This window comes from Litorisediminivivens sp. KMU-197, from assembly GCF_056858395.1.
Genome location: NZ_JBXEQG010000013.1, coordinates 1 through 20,696 on the forward strand (window position 1 = coordinate 1; position 20,696 = coordinate 20,696).

8 protein-coding genes and 1 pseudogene are annotated in these 20,696 nt (G+C 56.7%); 3 read left to right on the top strand and 6 right to left on the bottom strand.

Translation table 11 applies throughout. The annotated features are described in order from the left end of the window. The coding region (locus AC04PT_RS18240; RefSeq protein WP_482875215.1) for a hypothetical protein at positions 1-207 on the top strand (207 nt) is incomplete at its 5' end. A 72-nt stretch (positions 208-279) separates the two neighbouring features. Here AC04PT_RS18240 and AC04PT_RS18245 read toward each other — a convergent pair. The 4 genes and pseudogenes from AC04PT_RS18245 to AC04PT_RS18260 form a co-directional block, all read right to left on the bottom strand. Then, positions 280-1,036, bottom strand: a pseudogene (locus AC04PT_RS18245) (IS5 family transposase). A 630-nt stretch (positions 1,037-1,666) separates the two neighbouring features. Beyond that, positions 1,667-1,933 carry a hypothetical protein gene (locus tag AC04PT_RS18250; protein WP_482875216.1) on the bottom strand — a complete coding sequence of 89 codons (267 nt, stop codon included), beginning with the start codon at positions 1,931-1,933 and terminating at the stop codon, positions 1,667-1,669. Between the two features lie 46 nt (positions 1,934-1,979). Further along, entirely contained in the window at positions 1,980-7,211 is a 5,232-nt protein-coding gene (locus tag AC04PT_RS18255; protein ID WP_482875217.1) for a hypothetical protein, read from the bottom strand. Continuing rightward, complete coding sequence (locus AC04PT_RS18260) at positions 7,211-14,620, bottom strand: hypothetical protein (protein ID WP_482875218.1); 7,410 nt, start codon at positions 14,618-14,620, stop codon at positions 7,211-7,213. Before AC04PT_RS18260 ends, AC04PT_RS18255 begins: the two co-directional genes overlap by 1 nt. A gap of 171 nt (positions 14,621-14,791) precedes the next feature. Here AC04PT_RS18260 and AC04PT_RS18265 point away from each other — a divergent pair, with 171 nt between their 5' ends. Together AC04PT_RS18265 and AC04PT_RS18270 are read left to right on the top strand one after the other, a co-directional pair. Next, positions 14,792-15,379, top strand: a complete 588-nt coding sequence (locus tag AC04PT_RS18265) for a hypothetical protein (RefSeq protein WP_482875219.1) — start codon at positions 14,792-14,794, stop codon at positions 15,377-15,379. A gap of 1,020 nt (positions 15,380-16,399) precedes the next feature. Next, entirely contained in the window at positions 16,400-17,308 is a 909-nt protein-coding gene (locus tag AC04PT_RS18270) for a winged helix-turn-helix domain-containing protein (RefSeq protein ID WP_482875220.1), read from the top strand. On the opposite strand, the gene AC04PT_RS18275 is transcribed toward AC04PT_RS18270, so the two are convergent. After that, complete coding sequence (locus AC04PT_RS18275) at positions 17,295-19,166, bottom strand: 5'-methylthioadenosine/S-adenosylhomocysteine nucleosidase family protein (protein ID WP_482875221.1); 1,872 nt, start codon at positions 19,164-19,166, stop codon at positions 17,295-17,297. The two genes, AC04PT_RS18270 and AC04PT_RS18275, sit on opposite strands and share 14 nt — an antisense overlap. Further along, positions 19,167-20,450 carry an HD domain-containing protein gene (locus AC04PT_RS18280; RefSeq protein ID WP_482875222.1) on the bottom strand — a complete coding sequence of 428 codons (1,284 nt, stop codon included), beginning with the start codon at positions 20,448-20,450 and terminating at the stop codon, positions 19,167-19,169. Between the last annotated feature and the right edge of the window lie 246 nt (positions 20,451-20,696).

The following is a 20,696-nucleotide window of genomic DNA, read 5'->3' on the forward strand; positions in this document are numbered from 1 at the left end:
GCAGCCGGAAAATTCCAGCTTCCGGCGGTCCAAGGTTGGGGAGCAGTACAACAGCCGGAAAATTCCAGCTTCCGGCGGTCCAAGGTTGGGGAGCAGTACAAGATGCCAGATTATCTACCCATCGCTGATAGGGAGATCGGAGTGTCACTGTTTCGGTGCCCGCTATCTCCTCATTCCAGCCTGATTTTTTTTCTTGCTATCACTTGAAAGTGCATCACCCCGCAACCAAAAGGCCTGCGCGGCGGCAGGATTAGACCTAGGCTCCAGACTCGTTAATTTTCAAAGCCAGAAGATGACAGTTGCGGCGAGGGCTACGGCGGACAGAAAGACCTTCGGGCATCTGTCATAGCGGGTCGCGACGCGGCGCCAGTCCTTGAGCTTGCCGAACATGATCTCGATACGATTGCGCCGCCTGTAGCGGCGCTTGTCGTATTTGACGGGCTTGCCTCGGGACTTCCGGGCCGGGATGCAAGGCTTTATGCCCTTGTCCTGCAAGGCGCCACGATACCAGTCGGCGTCATAGCCCCGATCGGCCAACAGCCATTCGGCCTCAGGCAGGCTGCTCAGCAGGGCCGCCGCACCGGTGTAGTCGCTCACCTGGCCGGCACTCATGAAGAACTTGATCGGGTGCCCGTTCGCGTCCGTGACGGCATGCAACTTGGTATTCATGCCACCCTTCGTCCGCCCTATCAGCCTGCCACGCACCCCTTTTTCAACCGCAGGCTTGAAGCCGTGCGGTGCGCCTTGAGATAGGTGGCGTCGATCATCACCGTCTTTCGGTCTGCGGCCTCGGAAGCAAGCCCCTCCATCATCCGGGCGAAAACGCCCATGTTGCTCCAGCGTTTCCATCGGTTGTAGAGCGTCTTCGCAGGACCATACTCCGGCGGCGCATCGGACCAACGCAAGCCATTGCGATTGATGAAGATTATCCGCTCAAGACCCGTCGATCATCGACCCTCGGTTTGCCATGGCTCTTCGGAAAGAACGGCCGCAGCCGTGCCATCTGCGCGTCGCTCAGCCAGAAAAGATTGCTCATCATGCCCCCATCAGTTCGGGAGCGTGAATCACGCCGGAAAGGTGGTCGCAAGCCGATTAATGGGTCCTGAGCCTAGTGGCCGCATCCGCACCCAATGTCATAGTTTTTACACCACATCCAATTTCTTCGATTTTACGCCAGTGGGTTTTCTATTCGTTGAGTCCCCGGCGGCATATTGTTTAGTATTTCCCTCGACGCCGATATTTTTTCCCTTTAGAAATTTTGGATTACCAGTCTCCATTTCGTAGACACATTCGAAGTCGAAATTCTGCTTAAATGGTTTAGTATTCTCGATTTCAGCATAAACTTTGTCATCTTCAAATTTGCAGAATAGATTTGACATCGTGAGACCCTTTCAATTGTGGTTTGCTTAAACCCATTGCGAGCGACTGAAGCAGGTTACGTTAAGTCACCGCAGCAAAATATCCGATGAGCTGCACAGACTGCCTCCCAGTCGAAACAATGCATGCCGATTCCTGCGTCGAGGCACTCAGCGAGGCCATGGACCACCGCATAGAATTTCCAGCAAACATATTAGTTCCAATCATGTTCGTTCCAAATAACCACTTTTTGGCGGCGTTCCGATACCATTCCGGCATGAACACCATCAAGCGGCACTTAAGAATAGTGTCAGGATGCAAAAACCTCAAGTTCATCGTTCTCATCGACGACGTCCGTCTGGGTGTGATTGGTGTCCGGGTCTGATGTCCGCTCAGCGTACCAGTCGAGGTTAGCCTCGCCACTTCCGTCGATTTCGCATACCAACTGCTCGCTATCGTCCTCGTTGAGACGTTTTCCATTCCAAAGGACCTTGTTGTTGTTCGTGTTGAGGTCTTTGATCGTCACGAACAGGTCCGCGCCTTCGGTGTTTGTAACTCTTATGTTTCCTTGTGCCATGGCAATTCTCCTTGGTTGGCATTGGTCTTCTAAAAGCGGGTCAAGTCTAGCCGTCCGAACTAGATCCGGGCCTGGCAGACAAGACTTCGTCGAGGGTAAAGATTGCGGCTGTCCGCGTGCTGCCGCGTACGATTGACGACAGGCCATCCCGGCTGCGGCCAAATCCCTCGGTAACCTGGACGGCCTTGGAATTTGCAGAGCCTTTACCGGGGATCGGCTGGCTGTCTGCCGGAACCTTTTCAAACTCCTCGATGGCAATGGCATGTTCCAGCCCGTCGATCTGATCGAGAAGGGCAAACTCAAAGTCCCAGAGATATGTAGACCCCGCCTCGCGGTCTTCGGCTTGGACCAGCACCGCCTCTTGAGTGAGGTCGGTTTTCCAGCCGCGGCGCGGATCAGCCTCGGGGTCGCGCTGACGCTGTAGATGGCGCAAGCTGAGCCAAGGTCGGGACACTAGATGTTTGTGCTCATCCAACTCCTGACCGGGGTTGCGCTCGTTGAAGGTTTCGCCGTCCACGATGAGCCGCAACCGGCCAGGCGCGGACACGCTGTGCAGAACCGAAATGCTGCGCTTGGGTGGGACCTGCGCCGAAACTGTACTGGGCGCAGACAGCTGCAGCCCCGGAAGGCATTGCATCTGGCACGCGGCAAGCCCGAGCCGAACGAAGGGCATGTAGGTTCCGCTGGGATCGATCCCGATATCGGCGATCCAATAGTCATTCTTGCGGTCGGCATGGACCTCAAATAGCGCCGCCGCCACCTCGTGCTCCGGTTCACCCACGCCGAGCGGCAGTTTCAGAGCTTTTTGGAGCTCCAGTTTGTCAGGGCCGTGCTTGTTTTGGCTAAAGATGTCCTTTCCGGTCAGGAAATTCGGCAAACTGCCAGAGGAAAAAACGGGGTCGCGCCCGCGCATGGAAATCATCGACCGCAGCGCGCCTTTGCCCTTGAGCACATCAAGCGTGATAGCATTGGCATTGCCCTTTGGCGATTTGTTGTCGAAGGGTTGAAAATCCGCGTCCTGATAGAATAGAAGCGCCAGTTTCTGGCCGACACCGCTTTGATACCACGGGCGTTTCAAAAAAACGCGAATAAAGGCCTTGCGTATGATATGCCGCCCCGTCCAATTGGTGCCGTTTGCGATGTCCGGGAAGAGGAAATCAACGCGCTCTTCGTGATACAGCGGTAGCGGATCCTGCTCGAAATTCAGGCCCGGCGGCCGCGCGGTCGCGGGGATTTGCAAGAGGCGCGTATCGCCAATATCATTGGGGTCCGAAGCGTCGGGCCGTTCGAAATGATGCGGCTCGGGGTCATGCTTTTTCCCTTCGGGTGGACTGATCCCTGCGGGATCCTGATAGAGGCCGTCGAAACGCGATGTGCCAACCGGGCGCAGTTCGACATCACGCGCCCGATTGTCTCCGAAATCGAGGTAGGCGCAGGCGGGCGCACCGTCATCTCCGGTCAGCAGATCAAGCGGGACGTTTTCGAGCGCGGCGGTGTTGAGCGGCAATTGTTGCGTAGTTTCGATGGGTCTCCATTTCCCGTCGCACGGCTTAAAGGGCCATAGTGGATTGGCTTTGTCTCGCGGCATCGGTCGGGCAGGATCGTCATCATATTCTTTCCATCTGGCCTGCAGGACCACTTTACCCGTGGACGAGCGGTGCAGGTTGATGCCGCCACCAAACCAGGCGATATGCGCGCCCTTTTCATGGCAGTCGCGCCAGTCCTTTTTTCCGGTTGCGGGTTCGCCCGGCGCAGGGTCTGGGCAGGCGTATCCCGAGGGTGCCTGGACAAATTTCGACCAGACCTCGCAGGCGATCACGACCGGGTCGCGCTGATCCCCGGCGGCGATCTTGTCGGCAACCTCTGTGGAAAAATCCTGCATCACGAAGGGCAGCTTGGCACCATCCCCGGCGGGCCAGCGGTCATCGAATGTGGGCGCGCGCAGGGGTTTTTGCAGCGCCGTGACAGCGCGGATGACGCGATGCCCGGTCAGCCCCGGCAGCGGCCAGGCCGTCACGAGATTGTGCATCGCGGCGCGGCCGTCATCGGTGTTCATGGAGATTATCCTGAGACCTTCCTCCTGCTCTGCCGAAAAATTCAATTGTCCAAGCGCTTCGAACGCCCCGGCGGTGACATGCCACAGCCCGTGCCGGGCCAGATCGGACCAGCTTTCGGGCGCGGACCAGCAGCAAATCGCGATCTCTTCGCCCTTTGGGACGGTAAAAACGACGGTCCGAAACGCCTTCACGCCGGAATAGACGTTCGTTTTGCCTTCCGTGACCCCGAATTCCTCGCCCACCTCCATGCGCAGAATGATCGGCAAGATCGCGTCGCGGCGGTCGGGGCCTTTACCGGCTGCGCCCGGCGCATAGGGCACAACGGTCAGCTTGTCGGTGATCGGCTGTCCCATACGCAGCGGCAGGATGCAGCAGAGCTGTGCCAGAGGATCGGAATAATAGGGCGTATCAACCTTATTATTGCCGTGATCCAGCACATGCCCGCGAGAGACTTTTTTGGCTCGGTCGGTCAGGGCGCTTTCGGTCTCTTCCGTGGGCTCACCGGGGTGAAAGGGATCGGCCTCGCCCTTGAGTTCGGGCTGTTCGGGGTCGCGCAGCCCAGGCCGGCCCCCGCCCGTCGCCTCGGGGAATCCGCCGCTCCAGCGCACACGGCGAAACGGCAGCTTGCTGAAAATTCCCCGCGGCTTTTTTTCGTCGCTGTGGTCAAACACGCCGCCGATCTTGGCAGCCTGGAACGAGACACGGGGCGGGATGAGGTAACGCTCGACACGGCGGTTGGCCTTCCATTGCGACCCGCCCGTCGGAAACTCGTGATCGTTGTCCAGGTTCGAAACCCCATCGCGCAGGATCATCGCGTCATCCTGCGTGCCGGGCATCGAGGCCAGGTTCTCGGCCTGGAAAAGGGGCTCCCATTTTTCCGACCGCAGCAGGATCTCGGGCGGTTCAATCGGCTCGTTCACGCCAAAGCGCAAAGCCTCTTGCGGCGTCTTGCCTATCCGCATGCCACCATCATAGAGCGTCAGGGCATCGGCAAGCGTGGGTCCGCCGCGATGGATAAAGACGGGGCGTGCGGCGGTGAAATATCCGAACCGGTCGCGCAGTGGGGCGTAGCCACGGGCGCGCCCGGTTGTCGGTTTATCGACCTGCGTCTTGGGAGCCCGATAGGTGATATGCATGGCCAGCGGCAGCACGGCGCGCCCATTGGTCGGATCATAGACGTCTTCGGGGGTATGGTTCCGGCGGCTTGGCAGCGCCAGATTGCCGCCGCCCCAGGTGACCAGGGTTTCCTGCGCCACAACGCTTTCGTCGTCCCTGTGCCGGTTGAGCGGAGCGATCATGCCATAGCTGCGCTCGATCACGCGGGCGTCGTCCCGCTTCGTTGTCAGGTCGGGCGCGCCCTTCTTTTCCGTAAAACGATACTCGATCTCGCGCTCGTAGGGGCAGAACCAGTCGGTGCTGTCATCTGTGTGGACACCGAAATCGACGCGCAAGCCGATCATCAGGTTCTCGGCGGTCAGATAGCCTGCCTTCCCCAGTTTCTCCGCTGCTTCGGCGGCAGCCTGATCGGTGATGGCGGCTGCGGCCCGGCCCTGATCTAGCAGTGACAGTCCGACGGTGCGCAGCGGGGGAAGATGGCCGTTGATATTACTGGTCAGCTCACCCGATGCGGCCTCCTGGCTGGCCCCCAGGGCGGCGGTTTTGAAGGCATGCAGGCTCTGCTGACCATCAACCGCCGTCAGTTGAAAGCGTGTGACGCGGTCTGTGTTCGCGCTCAGATCGACAATCCCATCCTTCAGGGCCTCAGGGGAGGGGAGGGACGAAACGACCTCATTTATCGAGGCCGGACGGAAGGCCAGGCTGGGCGCTGCATCGCGGTCCAGTTTGGCGATGGTCCAGGAGGTGGGCTCTACGTCTTCCGGTGTCACCCTGAGGGCCATCAGCCCGGGTTCCACACCGTCACCGGGACGCCAGGTGAAATCCACGACAAAGCCGAAATAGCGCGCCAGAACCGGATGGTTGATGATCTCCATCAGCCGCCGGTACTCGGGCGTCTGGTGCAGGTCCAACTGGGTTTTTTTGCGGAAATTCTTAGCGCGGTCCGTCCAGGTCTCCAACTCTACAGAACGCGCCAGAAGGTCCATCGCCATGGCGCGATGAAGGCCGGTCATCTTTGCCTCATTCTCAGATTTTGCGGCAGCCGCGGAGGCAACCTTAGGGTCGAGGTCAAAGTCAGGAGAAACTCCGAGATGTGGCGAGGCCGCGTGCAATGTCTGGATTACATTGGCGGCAACGTCGGACGGGACTAGCGCGGGATTGTTGACGCGGTCTGACAGGACGCTGCCCGTCAGCGATCCCTTGTTGAGCAGCTCTCTCCAAACAGCTGTGTTGTACTGATTTTCCGACTGGTCATAGAGTGCGACGTCCACTTCCGCTAGGGCGATGGCGCGGACGACATCTGCGGGAACCCAGCCGATTCGGCGCCGCTTCACCTCGTCTCCTGGATGCTCGTGTTCCAGTTGACGGACCGTTTGTTTCACGGTCGCGACAATGTCTTCTGCTTTGATCTTTTCGAATGCCTGTTTGTCTTCAATCGCTTGGTTGACGATGACTTGCAGCTCGTCGTCGCTTATGACCTGATCGCCCACAGGTTTATCCGTCACAAGCGGGCCAAGAAGGTCGTTCTGGACCGTTCGCGCCAGCAGATCGGCGCCAAAGGACAGTGACAGTGGGTTTTCGATCAACCCGTTGCCCAGCGTCTGTCGCAGTTTCTGCATTTCGAGAGGCGCGGTATAGGCCGCGTTCAGCCGGTGGCGCACCGAGATATTCTGGAAAAGCTCAAACCCCTTGATGGCGGCGAGGCCTTCGGTCAGCGCCGCGCGCCCTTCCGGTCTGACCTGAAATCGTTGGGGAGGCTCGGCTTCTTCGCTACTCGCTGTCTCAAGGTCGGATTTCAGCACCTCTAGAATGGGCCCGAACTTGCCTTTGAAAAGAGCTTCCCAGCGCGTCATTGCCAGATCATCCAGTTTCCAGGCTGGGTTGAAATTTTCGTTTTTCTGAGCAGCTTTCTTCGAGCCGAACTCAGCCTGTCTCTGGACATTTAGGCTTAGCGCATCGAGTTGGCCCGCAATGACCTCGGGCCACTTTTGCAGTGTATCATCTGAAATCCCGCCTACAGGCTTGAAGCAGACCGCGAGGTGCAGGACGTCACCATCCTCACTGGTCCCGTCTGCGACGACCGTCATGTGAATGCCATCCGTCATCACGACCACCCCTTGTCCAGAATGCCGTTGCCATAGAGGCTTTTGTAGCCGCGCCAGTTTTCGACATCCGAGGGTTGCTCGACCTCGACGGTGCCTCCCATCTCATTTTCGGCGAGTTCAAGGCGGGACGATTTTGTAAAGGCGGTGTTTCTCTTCTCGCTGCCGCTGACGTTGTAGGTGGCGGTGAAGGTGAAGTTGAACTCGACGATCTTGATCTTGAAGGTAAAGGACATGATCGTCGAGCCGGTCATGTGACCGTCCTCGTCCTGCAGCGAAATTTCGATATAGACCGCCAGTGAAAAGATCGCGATTGAACCTTCGCCTATCGCGCGCACAAAGCCGCCGATAATCGTCGTATCGCGTTCCGTCTTGGCGATGTAGATGCCGGCGGTGATCTGGCCATAGCCCTGGATCAGGCCAAAGCTGAGCCCGACCATGGCCCCGAATTCTATTGACGCCTCAAACCCAGTGATCTTCTTGGCATTGGCGGTAAAGCCGACATAGCCACCGCCGCCATAGGGGGGCACGGAAATGATGAAGGGCAGATCGCGCCGCGCAAAGGTGAAGCGGAAGCGCGCATCGCGGTCATCCAGCGGCAGGGTGGCCGACAGGTTGAGCGAGATATTGTAAAACATCAGCGCGCCCAGCGGCACCTGATCCAGCGACAGTCGGTAGCCGACCTCGATGGACGGGGGCAGCAGGGTGATTTCGTAATAGGGTCCCTGTTCGCCGCCGCCCGACAGGAAACTGGCGAGCATCTGGACATAGCTCAGCTTGTCACCGATCTCGACCTCTGCCGGGGTGGCTCGGAATTTTGAGCTGCGCCCGGTACCGGCACCGAAGCTGGCGGCCGTGAACCGCAGTGTCACGATGTCGAAATCGGGCAGGATATTGACCGTGAACGGGTGCAGGTAGCATTCGGCAAAGGCCTCACGGTCGCCGGTCAGAAGGTCGATACTGGCCCCAGCCTCGATGACTAGATGATGCTCGTCCTTGGAGTTTTCGGAATAGAATTTTTCCTTCAGGGCGTCGCCCCGGACAGGTCCGTCGATTTCCCAGAATGCGGGGTTTTCACGAGCGCCTTCCGTGATTTCGAAAATCGGGCTGGAACTTGGGTAATTGCCAATCTCTGTGCCCCAGTCATAGCTCAGATTGACGCGTGTGGGTACGATCTCGCGCACCGCATCCTTCAGCTTGCGTTCCAGATCGCGCAGATCGACAAAGGCGCTGAGCTGTCCGTTGAGCAGCGCCTCGGCCAGCCGCCGCACCAGTTCGACCGCGCCCAGAATCGCGGGCGGTTTGTTGATCCAGTATGTCTTGACGAATGTGCGGGCTTTGAAGATGTCAAAGCCCCCGGGTGAAAGGAGCTTCTTGATTTCGCCCTGCTCGGTTTCAAGCGCTTCTTTCGCCCTGCCCAGGCTCTCGACAAGCTCCTGGCGGATCAGCGTCTTGACCGCCGGGTTGACATCAATGAGGTCGAGAATATTGCTTGTGACGTCGATAGCGTGTTGGTTGACGTCCTTTGCAATGCCGAACACGCCATTGTCTTTTTTATTGTCCGGATCGCCGATGGCCTGCTTTTTGGCCCAATTGGCCAGGGGTTTGACATTCTCACCAAAGAAATCCCCGCCCATGGTCAGCAAACTGGCCAATGTCTTGCTCTGCGACGAGATGAAATCCACAAGATCCTGTCCGAGCGCGTTGATCTCTTTCACCGCAGCCTCGGGCTCTGCGGGGATGTTCGCGATGCGTTGCTGTAGCTCCCCCCAAACCGTCTTGAACTTGCCAAGGGCTTCCTTGGCATCAGTCTGGTAACCCTCCAGTTCAGATTTTTCAGCTTTTAGCTGGTCAATCGCTTTGCCGAGGTTGGTTGTATCCAGAGACCCGATGTCCAGACCCGCGAGTGAGCCGAGTGCGCCCTTAATAGCACCGATGGCCGCCCTGAGGGCCGCGTTCATTTCGTCTAGTTCGCTTTTGCGCTGCACGGAGTAGGCGGCGGCGGGAGCTGCCAGTGCGCCGGTGACCTCGCGCTGGACGTCGGATATGGCCGTGCCCAGATCGCGCACCCGGTCTAGCGCGCGGGCCTGCAGGCGGAAGAGGTGGGTGATAGGGTCGAGATGGCTGAGCTTGGCGCATTTCACGTCCTTCAGCGCCTCATCCAGATCGCCCTTGACTTCACGCCCCTCGGCCAAGAGCGCCTGCAACTCGCCCGCCGCAATCAGCACCCGCGCCCGTGCCGCATCCAGATCGGGCAGTTCGGGCGGGATGCGTGCCTTGGTCATCGTCTGCTTGAGCTTCAGAATTTGTTCTTCGGCCTTGTCGAAATGCGCGGCAAGACCGGCGCTCTTGCCAGACAGGAAATTCGTGGCCTCCTCGCAGAACGCCTCAATATCCTTGAGGAGGCTCGATACCTCCTGCAGATACCCCAGATCCAGGATCGCCTCGGTGGCCCTGAGGATCAGATCGACCAGTTTCTCGATCAGCGCCTCGCGCGCCTCGGTACCGTCTTTTTTAAGCGCCGCCCGGAACTCGGCCAGCGCCTCGTAGGCGCGGGTTAGGGGCAGGCCGAAATGGGCACTCAGCAGGCTCTCGGCCTGATGCTTGAGCAGCAGCGCCGCCTTATCGTCGAGCTTGTCCGCAGCGAAATCGCCAACGGCGTCACCGACGTCTTTCAGCAGCTGGTCCTTAGGTGGCAGTTTGCCGGGTTTCTTAGCTACCGCATTCTGCGCCGCTGCAGTGATGACACGTTCCGAAAGATGCGGGAATCCGAAGAAGACGGCATAGAATTCCTGCCAGTTGTCGTCTTGACCCGGAATGGGGAAGGTCGCGCGCAACTCATCCAAAAGGCCGCGGAAGACATAGGCCTTCAACTCGGCCTCGATCAGCGGTATCAGCTCACCCTTGACCGCCGCCTGTATCCGGTTCCACTGGGTCGTGAAGTCCTTAACGATCTTGCCGATGATAGCCGGGGTCGGGTTGTCGATGATCGTCTCGACCGCATCCGCCACATCCTCAACGCGCGAAACCAGCGTGCCTGCCGCGGTGGTGATCTTGGCGTATTCGGCGGCCAGTTTCTTGGGGTCTTTCGTGACTGCCTCCACCGAGGCGTCGAACTGGGTTTTGAGCGCGACTGCCGCAAGTTCGACCGCGCGCAGCGCCTTGTCCAGTTGCGGGTAGAGGTCGGCGAGGGTGACATCGCCATATTCGAGTAATTTCAGTTGTTCATTGACCGTGTCAAGGAAGCCGTTGATCGCGCCTTCTATCGTGCTGATTGCGGCGGAGATGAGTTTTTCAAGTCTCTCGGCGTCGCCATTGTCATTGTCATTGTCACCGAGGTCCGGCAGGCCAACGAAATCGGCAAACTCATTGGCCGTGGATTCGATCAGTTTGGGCGCGCCAGTGGCAAAGCTCACGACCTTGAGCACGTCCTTGAGCGATATGAGGCCCAGCAGTTTGGCATCGTTGAGCGCCCCGCCCAGCATTTCGACCGGATCAAAGCGCCCCGCCTCGGCGGCATTGGTGACCAGCGCCGTGCTTGTCTGCCTATTGGCCGCATTTTCCGTTTCTAATGCTGCACCAACCGTCTTGGTAGCCGCGGCCTTGGCGGGCTCGGCCGCCTTTTCGGCCGCTATCGCACGCGATGATCCGGGCAATGGCTGCGCGGGTCCGCCCACGGGGCCGACACTGCGCGACAGCTGTGCGATGCGCATATTGGGCTTGGCAATGCCGCCCGAGGCAGTGCCGTCCGAGGCCAGATCAAGGTAGAGGTTCGGTGTCTTGACGTCGAGAAACAGCTCCGACGGGTTGCGCACCACATCAAAGCCGCGCGCAACGTAGAGCCGGTTCATGCCCAGTTCGACAGTACCGGTGGGCCGGCCCAGGAGCCGGTTAACCGGCTGTACACGCGCCGTTGCCGTCTCCATGATCGGATAGAAGGGTGGCTGATCGGCGCCCTCCATGACGCCGTCCATCGAGAAATTCTCGGTCTTGGGCTGGCCGGGTTTGTCGCCCTGTTCAATCACAAAACCAGTTTTTCTGGCGGATGCCTGAGTTGGCGTACCATTCTGAAAAACAGCCTCTTCCGGCGTTTCGGCCCCGATGCCACGGCCCGAGACGGACATGATAATGGCATCGGTTTCAAACGCGGTGTCGTCGCGCCGCTGACTGGGCGCGAATTTGTGCTGCTTGCCGGGCGCGATGATCGTGCGCGCGGCTTGTTTGTCCTTGTCGCGGTAGTAGCCGGCCAGCGCCTCTATGGTCTTGCCGTGATGCACCGCCGCGTTGTCGGCAAAGATCAGCGGGGCGATGAGTGCGGCCTCTTCTTTGTCGCGCTGATATTCAAAGAGAACATCTGTTCCGGGTTCGTTTTTGCCTTTTCTTTCCACGCGCGGCCAGAAGACAAGGCCCGTAAACTCATAGCCATTAGGGGCATCGCGCAGAATGCGACCATTGCGGTCCACAAATTTGGTGGGGTCCTCATCCGGCTCGTCTGGGTAGGGCGTGCGTGGATCAATCAAATCGGGCGAACGTGTCGTCAACAAACGGATCGCGCTCAGCGCCAGACCGGCACGGCCGGCAAAGGGCTGTCCGACCGCTGGAAAGGTTTTTTCCGGTTTGCCGACGACGATGAAATGCCGCTGAACGAGATAGGAGGTCGGGTCCTGTTCTTTTGCTGTTTCCTTGCGCGAGGCGTGCGGCAGGAACATCCGGTCACTCAGTTTGATCAGGCTCGCCCGGTGGCCGAAGGGAAAGAGAAAGCCCTTGCTGGCCACAGTGACCACGATGTCGCGCCCCAGCACCGAATGAGCATCGAATTTCTCCAGCGTCATGGCCGGATGCCAGTCATGAAGGATCGTCGGTTCTTCGGGGGTCTTGTCTATGGTCTTGTCCAGATAGTAGGGCGCGAAAGGCGCAAAACTGCTGGTCGAGGCAAAGCTGGCCCCCTGGGACGTCAAGACCATCCGCGACGGTCCCATGGTCGTTGCCACCGCGATGCCGGCATCCATCTTGCCCGTGCCGTTATCGGCAAACGTGTAGTTGTCAGGCTGCGGCACGACCTGACCCGGGACCGCCTGATAGGTCGGTTCGCTGATGGGTTCCTTGTCCTGATTTTCGACCTTGCGCAGGCCCAGAAGCGCGTTGAGCGCCGGGATCGAGGTCTGCGCCATCAGTTCGCGCATATCCTGCGCATTGTGTGGCGCGGGGAATGGGCGCGGATCGGGGCCGCCGTCCCACGGGGCCGCGTTCGTTTCGTCCTTTTCAATGCCAGACAGGAAACCAAGATCAACGCCGCGCGCCCAGACCACGCGCAAATCGCGCGGCTCGTTCGCAGCGACGTCGATCCTTGGGATGTAATCATCCAGGCCCGGATCGCTCGGTGCATCGGCAGCCTCGCCATCTGGCGCTTGGGCTTCCTCGAGGTCAAGGGCGGATGGTGCGGGTGTGGCGCCGGTCGCTCTGAGGCGGGCGCTGAACAATTGCGCGCCACGCAACTCCACTTCATCGGGATGGGACGCGACCGCTTCCGGATGCGATCCCTCGGCGGGCGGCGATATGATCGTGCGGTACCGCAGCTCGAGCGCGGTTTCCAGATACTGGTCGCCGGAGGGATCAGGGTTTTCGAGATCGCGGTCCTTTTCAACTGATGCTCGGATAAGCTCCATCGCTTTGGCGCGCCCGACACCCGGGCGAATGCCGACATAGTCGAGCTGTTCCTGAACATCGCTGTCCGGCTTGAACGCCCGCCCGGTGACCCTCAGCGACAGATCCGACCAAGCGGTCAAGTCGGCAACACTCAAGGGGATTTCAGTTCGCCGAGCGAGACCGAAGACCAGACGGCTCGGCCCCGACGCGCGCGCCTCGACCACCTCTTCAGGGCCGTCGCCATTCTGCGAGGTCCAGGTGACGTTGCCCTGATCGTCGATCTGAGCTGGTTCCGCTCGTTCGTAAATGTGTTGTGGTCCGAAATGGACCACCAGCGAGGCGGGAATCTCACCGGGCTTAGCGACCCGCAGCGTCGGCAGGCGTCCGCGCGAGCCTGTGCCATCAAGCCACAGACCCGAGAACCCGAATTTCAAATCCAGTAGGTCTCGAGCGCGCAATACTCTCAGCAACGATTTTTCAGCGTCGATTGCGAAAACCTCGCCCGAAGCATCCAGTGTGATGGACGAGTCAGGGTAATCCGGCGTCGGCGGATAGCCCGGCACTGGGTCGCCGGGATCAGGATCGCCGGCAGATCCACCCTTTGCCAGGTGCAAACGGTCCGGCGGAGTGGCAGCTGGGCGCGGGGTTCCGACATTAAGGCGGAGCGGCGTTCCCGGAAACTCCCAGTTGGTCATGTCGCTGTCCGAAACCGGCAGGCTCGCGCCTGTCAGGGCGAGGTCCATCGCAAAGGGTTCGGCACGCCCGTGTTTGATGGCGACCTCGCAGTATCGATCTTGCGTTCCGCGAAGTGCGAACACCGCACCTACCAGATCGAGATGCCCGCTCAGATCGGTCAGGTCGGCGAGAATGTGCGTTGGACGAGCGCGGCGAGACAGCAACTGGACCAAGCGTATCGACGGGATGTCGAATGATGCCCCGTTCCCAGCGGTCGAAATATTCATCTGAACGCCGCCGTCGAGATAAAGCAGAGAGCGGCCCGCTCGCGTGACCTCAATGGCTATGCGGCTTTCGTTCTTGGCCTGGAGGGTCAACTTGCGTCGGCTATCGAGCCGGGCAGAGAGCCCGGCACCGTTCAACGATGCCGTGTCGGCGCGAATCAGCCAGCCTCCGGTTTCCGCCTCGCGCGGTACCCAGCTGACGCCACCGCATGTAAACCGCAGGTCCGCAGCTTTGATTTCGATCTTGTGCCGCCCAACCGTCTGCCATGAGCCGTCAGCAAAGAGCGCCAGATGCTTGGCAATGCCTGTGAATCTGGCCGAGCCGAGAGGGGCCAACGCAAAGGGGCGATTAAATTGCAGGGGCGCCATTCCTGCAAGCCAGTCCTTCAAGGCAACCGGCCGAGTGACACCGATCGTTCCGCCGGTAGCTGACACATACCAACCTCCGCCGCGCTGAGCAAAGCACAGATCAAGGATAGTGCCTTCACCGGTTGGAGCAGTCCGAAGCCGCCGCGCGTGGAATTGCCAGACCGGGCCCTTCCGCGCGACGGAATAGCGCGCGGCATGGCCATATTGGGATAGCGGAATTCGGTAATTGCGCTCGCCCAACCGAACGATCAGCGCGCCTTTGCGCAGGGACAGTGACAAGGCTTCCAGTCTGAACGAAGTGGCCGCGATCGAAGCCAGTCCGGCGATCAGAAAGGCGCGCCGACCCATAGGTATTGTCTGTGCAACTACGCGATCAAAGATCGTGGACCAATGCGCGTCGTCCTGAAAATTACGCAGTTCATCCCAACGGTCAGCCATTATTCAAAACGTCCCCATAACACGCGTTACCCGCACTCGAGAGTCGTCCTGAATTCTGCCTCTATGCCCGGCACTTTATTCGCCGCGGAATGTGAAATCCGTTTTTCTAAATCCGACTGACATTTGTCTGCCGCAATCCCTCTTGATTGCTCAGTGTTGCACGGAGCACAGTTGTTTCGCAATATTTTTTGTCAACCGTTGGAGGAAATCATGCCCGAAACGCCTAAAATCAAAAACGCGGCGATGAGCGCTGCGGACATGGAAAATCATGCACCGCCACCCATGCCGCCCCATGAGCCCGGTGATCCGCTTCCAGCCGATGAACACGATGTCGAGAGCCTACGCAATAGCTTGGCTGAAGCGAAATCCATCGCAGCGGCTGCGGTGGCCTATAACGATAATTGCACCGGTGGTGATACCGCAAACTATGAGAATAACTGTGCCCACAAGTTGTCGGATGCCTTCATCCGCGCTGGTTATGTTGAGCTTTTGCCGCCGAACGATTGCATCGATGGTGACGGACGTTGCGGCACGTCTTCGAAACGCCCGCTTCGAGCCCGCAACATGTGGTGCTGGTTCAAGAAAATGCACACGGAGCACCGCACGACAATCCCGACAGGAGAGGGAATCTGGGCGGTGTTTCAGCACCAACCCGGCGGCTATTGGGGCGGGCATGTAGTAATCATCAACACGGACACCAACCGCTATTACGGCACCGGTTGGTACAAAACCTGGAGTCAGTACGCCTATAAGTGGTAAGTGCCAGAATGGGCGCGTGAAGTTCAGTGGCAACTTCCCTGATTGGTGAAGCCACCCTTTTCCGCGCTTCTGTAAAGTCTTACCCTGAAAGAAACAGCTGGTACTATGCGGTTGAGCCAATAAATGGACTTTAATCGTATACCTTGTAGCGCGCCAAGATCGAAGAACCGAAGTTAGACCAACGGCAACTTGGTCCCGCTCCCCGTAACTTTTTTGTCTGAAAATTGCTGTGGCGTCGACGAATGGCAGGAATCTCCGCCGCCGCGCAGTGTTATCAACCGAGCAGGCGCGGCGATTTTCGCGCCGCGAGCGCTCGCAGCGAGAATTCGATCGGTCTCCTGTGGGCTCTGAGCCGACCTCGGATGCAGCGCGGCATCTCTCAGATCGCACACGCTCCGCGGCGGCATGAACGGCCCAATCCGGACTTTCGCCGGCTCGGCTATCGCTGCGATGCAGTTTCCCCGAACCGGTCACCCATGGCATCGTGCAGCACGGCCTTGAAGACGAAGGTCGGCAGTGCGGACGTTCCTGCCGTTCACCGCGCGTGCTCGATTTTCGCCGCGTCTGCGAACAACACTGGAGGTCGGGCGGATTCCGGACCTTCGCTGCGCGGACCACGAACGACAGCAACGCGCAGGAAGCTGAGTTTGCAAAGTCGGGCGGTAGCGGTTGCTTCGGCAGTGAAGCCCGGCCCAGACCTGTCGACCAAATGGCAAGTTGGATGTTGCGGTGCGGCCCGTCGAACTAGCCGTTCGCTGCGGCCGCGCAATCATGCCAACGGCGAACTCACAGTCCGCAGACGTTTTTCTTGTTCATCTTCACTCCATCAAGGTTACGATGAACCAGAAAACCTCCGTTTCGAAAACCTCAAACCTGTTCCACAAGTGCTGACGTCAGACAGGGTGGCCAACTCAGTCTCTTCATCGTACACTTGCGCAAACATCTTGATGTACTCCAGTGTGAAGAGACAATGGAAACTCGTTTGCTCAACAAAGGTTCGTCAGCAAAGTCGTTATTGTCATGAACTCTTATCTTCAGCTTGCCGAAGCGGTCCTTAGAAAAACAAACCAACCACTCTCAGCTCCTGAGATATTGGAGGCCGCCTACCGTCTGCAGCTGGTTCCAGAACACCTATTTGGAAAGACACAGCATAAAACGCTGCAAGCTCGCCTGTCGGAAGATTTGCTGCGAAACCGAGAACGCACAGCATTTGCCAGAGTGGCACCTGGTAGGTTTGTTCTAAGGTCGCGTCTGGGTGTTGAAGACCAGTCATCTGAAGAGTTCATTGCACCATTGAGGGCGTATCAACTCAAGAAATTCGACGTTATTTGTGCAGATAGAGAAGACCTAGAAAGCATCTGGAAGGACCGCGAGAGTTTTGTTCCGCTGACGTCAGTTTTGGCAGCGTTCTCGAAGCAGGTTCCATTGGTCGAAGCAGAAAAATCCTTGCAGTTAGTCCACCTTCGGCTCTTGGTGTCAATCAAGAGCCTTGGCCGAGTCTTAACTGTGAATTCGCAACGTGATCCTAGCTATGGGCAAGGAAGATCCTTCGGCTTCCTCGGATATCTCAAAGGCGTTGATATCGACCTCTTCTCCAGAGATCACTTGGGCTTGAAAGAAGCGTCATTCCGCACACTCCAAGAGCAAACTGGCTTGCCGCGCCAGCTCGTAGAAGAGATAATCAAAACAGTTGAACTTGATGCAATCGATTGCCTGCGTCTACTAGACAGTTCGGAAGCGCAAAACTCAGTTGTGGTGTTGACCTCATTCGAGTGTGATCAGCCTGAAAAATTTGCATCACATATACCAGATCACAGAAGCCCTAGATGGGTCCGATTACCGAGTGAAATCAACGATTTAGATTCTTTAGAGCCATTATCCCAGAAGATATTCGCAAGCGAAGTGGCTCTTGCATCTATGAGTTCTTAGCAAGATCAATTACCTGACCTAAGGGAAGTCGCTTCACCAGTTCTGCTAGCGTTTTCATACCGGTGGACCGCCATCGATCATCGGCTTTCGACGGGTCTGCCATATCTGATACTACTCGCAGCACGGACACAGGTACGCTGAATTTATGAGCGGCAGCGCAAACTCCTCCAGCTTCCATTTCCACACCAAGAAGCTTGTCAACATTTTCAACCATCTTGGCCCTGTGATCGTCACTAGCCACAACCTCATCGACGCTTGCGATTTTCCCCTCTTTTAGGGATGGAACACGACCGTCTGGCCATTCAAAGTTATTACGGCAGTATTTTTCCCAATCGTCGATGTCGAAATCCACTGATTTCGCTATAGAGTATACAGTCTTGCTACAATCGAAGTCCCGCCTCCTGAATTTAGAGTTCGCGTTACCACCTTCATCGTCCGAGACTTTGCGGTTCGCTAGATCGACTACTGTATCGCAGCAAATAACCGTTCCCGGATCAATTTTGGCTTCGACAAACCCCCCAGCGAGGCCGATGCAGAAAACCATCTCCGGTTTTGGCTTAGATTGGCTAAGGTACTGAGTCATTTCGACCGCCGCAGCAACTCGGCCCATTTCGCGAGGGCAAAGCACATCAACTTCTACCTCGCGAATCGAACCACTAGCGCCGCCATTCGAGTTGCGCTTGAAATCGAGCTGCCTCAGCAAAACATCAAGTTCTTCTTCCAAGGCAACAAATATTGCTATTTTCAACTTTCTAACTCCAGTGTGTCTGGTCGATCTGGTTGCATGGGGCTTATTGGAACCATCCCTTCGTCCAGTTAACCCGTGCTCCGCCGATAGCGAAGCCGCTAATTCGGCACAAGCATCTGCAATTTCGATGGATTCAATTTCAGTGGGATCACTCAAAGCATCACTTCTTCTGGCCGCAAGATCGTCCCATTTGAAGCTGGCTTTTTCAACGGAACGTCGAACTTGGTAGGCCAAGTCGCCGTCCGTTGGGAACAAATTCGCGAGTTGTACATACGCATCGAATAACTCAGTAAAACCTGAAGCCCGTCTCATCCTTACTATGAAATCAGCGGACGCGCTGAGAAAGAGCGCCGACCCTCCGAAGGTGTCAAGGAACACTTTCAGCCTTCGGAAGCTGTAAATCGTACGTTCGGAAGGCAAAAAAAACAGTTCTGGCATGTGAGGGACATCGGACAGCAAAATCAGCCTAAATTCGCTGCAATATTCTTTGAAATACACATTTTGTAGTGCGTCCCTCATCTCCTTATGCATAGGGGTTGCTTCATCGATCAGATGAGGTGATATGATCGACCAAGTCAGGGCTTTTCCTTGGTCAGCAAGAATTGCAGGTGTTTCTCTGAGATTTGCAATTGCCTCCGCCGAAGCATTGTCTTTGATGCGTTTCCAAACTTTTGCATTGGTATCAACACCTTGCTCAAAACCTGCGATTATGGCAGGTCCAATTTGCGCCCTTCGGCCAACCAGTGCATCGCTGTAAGAAGACAAAGACATAAGCCTGCTGTCGTCAAACAAGCCAGAGTATCTATTCCTTGCGGGAGCATATTCGCCTCGCTTCTTTTCGGCATAGTCTGCCAAGCTCCGCTCACGAATAGGCAACTTCACTAAGCCGGTGCGAAGATAGGCCGACTGACCCTCAAACAATTCGAACGCGATGTCATCCTCGAGTACAAAGCCAGGTGGTGCGTAGCACGCATCTTCGCAAAGAATGGCAGCAGCGTTCAAAGGTTGGCGCAAGATTGCCGCGTGAGCAGGCCGCTGGAAGACATCATAAACTCGAAAAATTTCGCGAGTATCACGGTTCAAGAAGTGGAGAAAAATGTTCTTGCGCATTTACGAACCGATCAGGGCCTGGACGGAGTATTCAAGCGCATCTATGTCTCCGCTATTTTCAACAGTGTAGTCAACGTTCACTTCGTCCAGTTCAATTTCAGACCGATGTGAGCCATCTTTCACTAGATCAAATCTCTGCCCACGTTCGTACAATCTCTCTACCCTAACGTCATCAGGTGCGGTCACTCTTACTATTGTGAAACCACGTCTCTTTGCGATCTCGTAATCAGACTTAAAGCGCAAAGAATCTAAGCATATCGAACGCCCAGCTGGCGCGGCGAGCAGTGCGGCATTCAAAAATATTGATGGATCGATTTTTGTCAGTGCATCATCGAGTGTCTGGGTAGTTGACTTGTCATCGTTGCCAAAAAGCAATTTTGCGATCTGGCGGCAAATGGTGCCCGACGAAACCCTTTCCGCTCCTGAATGGTAGTTCAGTAGCTTGGCCACAGTCGATTTCCCCACGCCAGATTTGCCAATTAAGGCAACCCGCATCAAGTGGTCTCGCGGTGGGATAAAATCACCACTTAGAATCTCGCAAGTGACTTCGCAATAGGAGTGAAAGTCTGCAGGAAAGGCTTGTTCAATGTCCGCCAAAAGGTCTCTTAAAATCAAGCTATAGTGCCCTTGTAAATCAGGAAATTTCTTAACGCCTTCTCGTGAGTACCTGATAGTGAAGGAAAGATGAGAGGGGCCAACGTCGCCTACCTTCTTGACCCTGACGAAAGCCAACGCTTGTAGCTTGTCGACTGCTTTGACAAATCTCGCCTCCAAAGTTTTTTCAGCAGCAGCCTCAGAGATCAGATCATGATACCGAACAGCAGTCTTTGGAGCTAAATTGCTAGTAAACTCTTCAAGCGCCGCGGCTTCCTCGGCAGATTTAGCACTCCTTTCAGAAATATTGAAAGCGTGAGTGTCAGAGCCGTCGCCGTGTTTTCCTACCGGATCTTTATCCCCAGTAATCATCTCAAGCTGATCATGCACGATGGCCAACTCGATTGCCCTACCAATATCGAGTTCAGGAAACCGATTACCCAATAGCATAACGGTATTGGCAACCTGAAAAGAATGAGCCGCTACGTTTTCTAATTGTAATTGACCAGGTCTTGCACTCTCGAAACGGCTTTCACTTTCCCAATACCGTTGCCCAAAGAACCGTATGGTGCGTTCTAGGTCGAACAGCCTGTAGATTTGGTCGACGTCTTGTCTTACTTCAAAGGGGGCGAAAGATCTGGAATTTTCAAAGGTCAAACTTCTTAGGAGTGCTTCAAGCTTTTCTGTCAAATTGCACCACCCCAATCAAATGTCAAACAAGCCAACCAACGGTCGAATCTTTCGCTAGCACTGTCAACCAAAATACACGGCGCTAAAGTGAGCGTTTGATCATCCTATGAGATGAAATCATCTCTTAAGGCAACTGGTTTAGTTCCGTTAAACGGCTCAGTAATAGCTGTTGATACTGTTTGTCGAGTGTTCGCTTTTGAGTATTTCGATTCTGTTTGTGTCACTTACAACGAAAGTCCGCAACAC

Bases quoted from the DNA above. Each gene is read 5' to 3' on its own strand.
- AC04PT_RS18250 (WP_482875216.1), bottom strand. From the start codon at position 1,933: ATGGCACAAGGAAACATAAGAGTTACAAACACCGAAGGCGCGGACCTG.
- AC04PT_RS18255 (WP_482875217.1), bottom strand. From the start codon at position 7,211: ATGACGGATGGCATTCACATGACGGTCGTCGCAGACGGGACCAGTGAG.
- AC04PT_RS18260 (WP_482875218.1), bottom strand. From the start codon at position 14,620: ATGGCTGACCGTTGGGATGAACTGCGTAATTTTCAGGACGACGCGCAT.
- AC04PT_RS18270 (WP_482875220.1), top strand. From the start codon at position 16,400: ATGAACTCTTATCTTCAGCTTGCCGAAGCGGTCCTTAGAAAAACAAAC.
- AC04PT_RS18275 (WP_482875221.1), bottom strand. From the start codon at position 19,166: ATGCGCAAGAACATTTTTCTCCACTTCTTGAACCGTGATACTCGCGAA.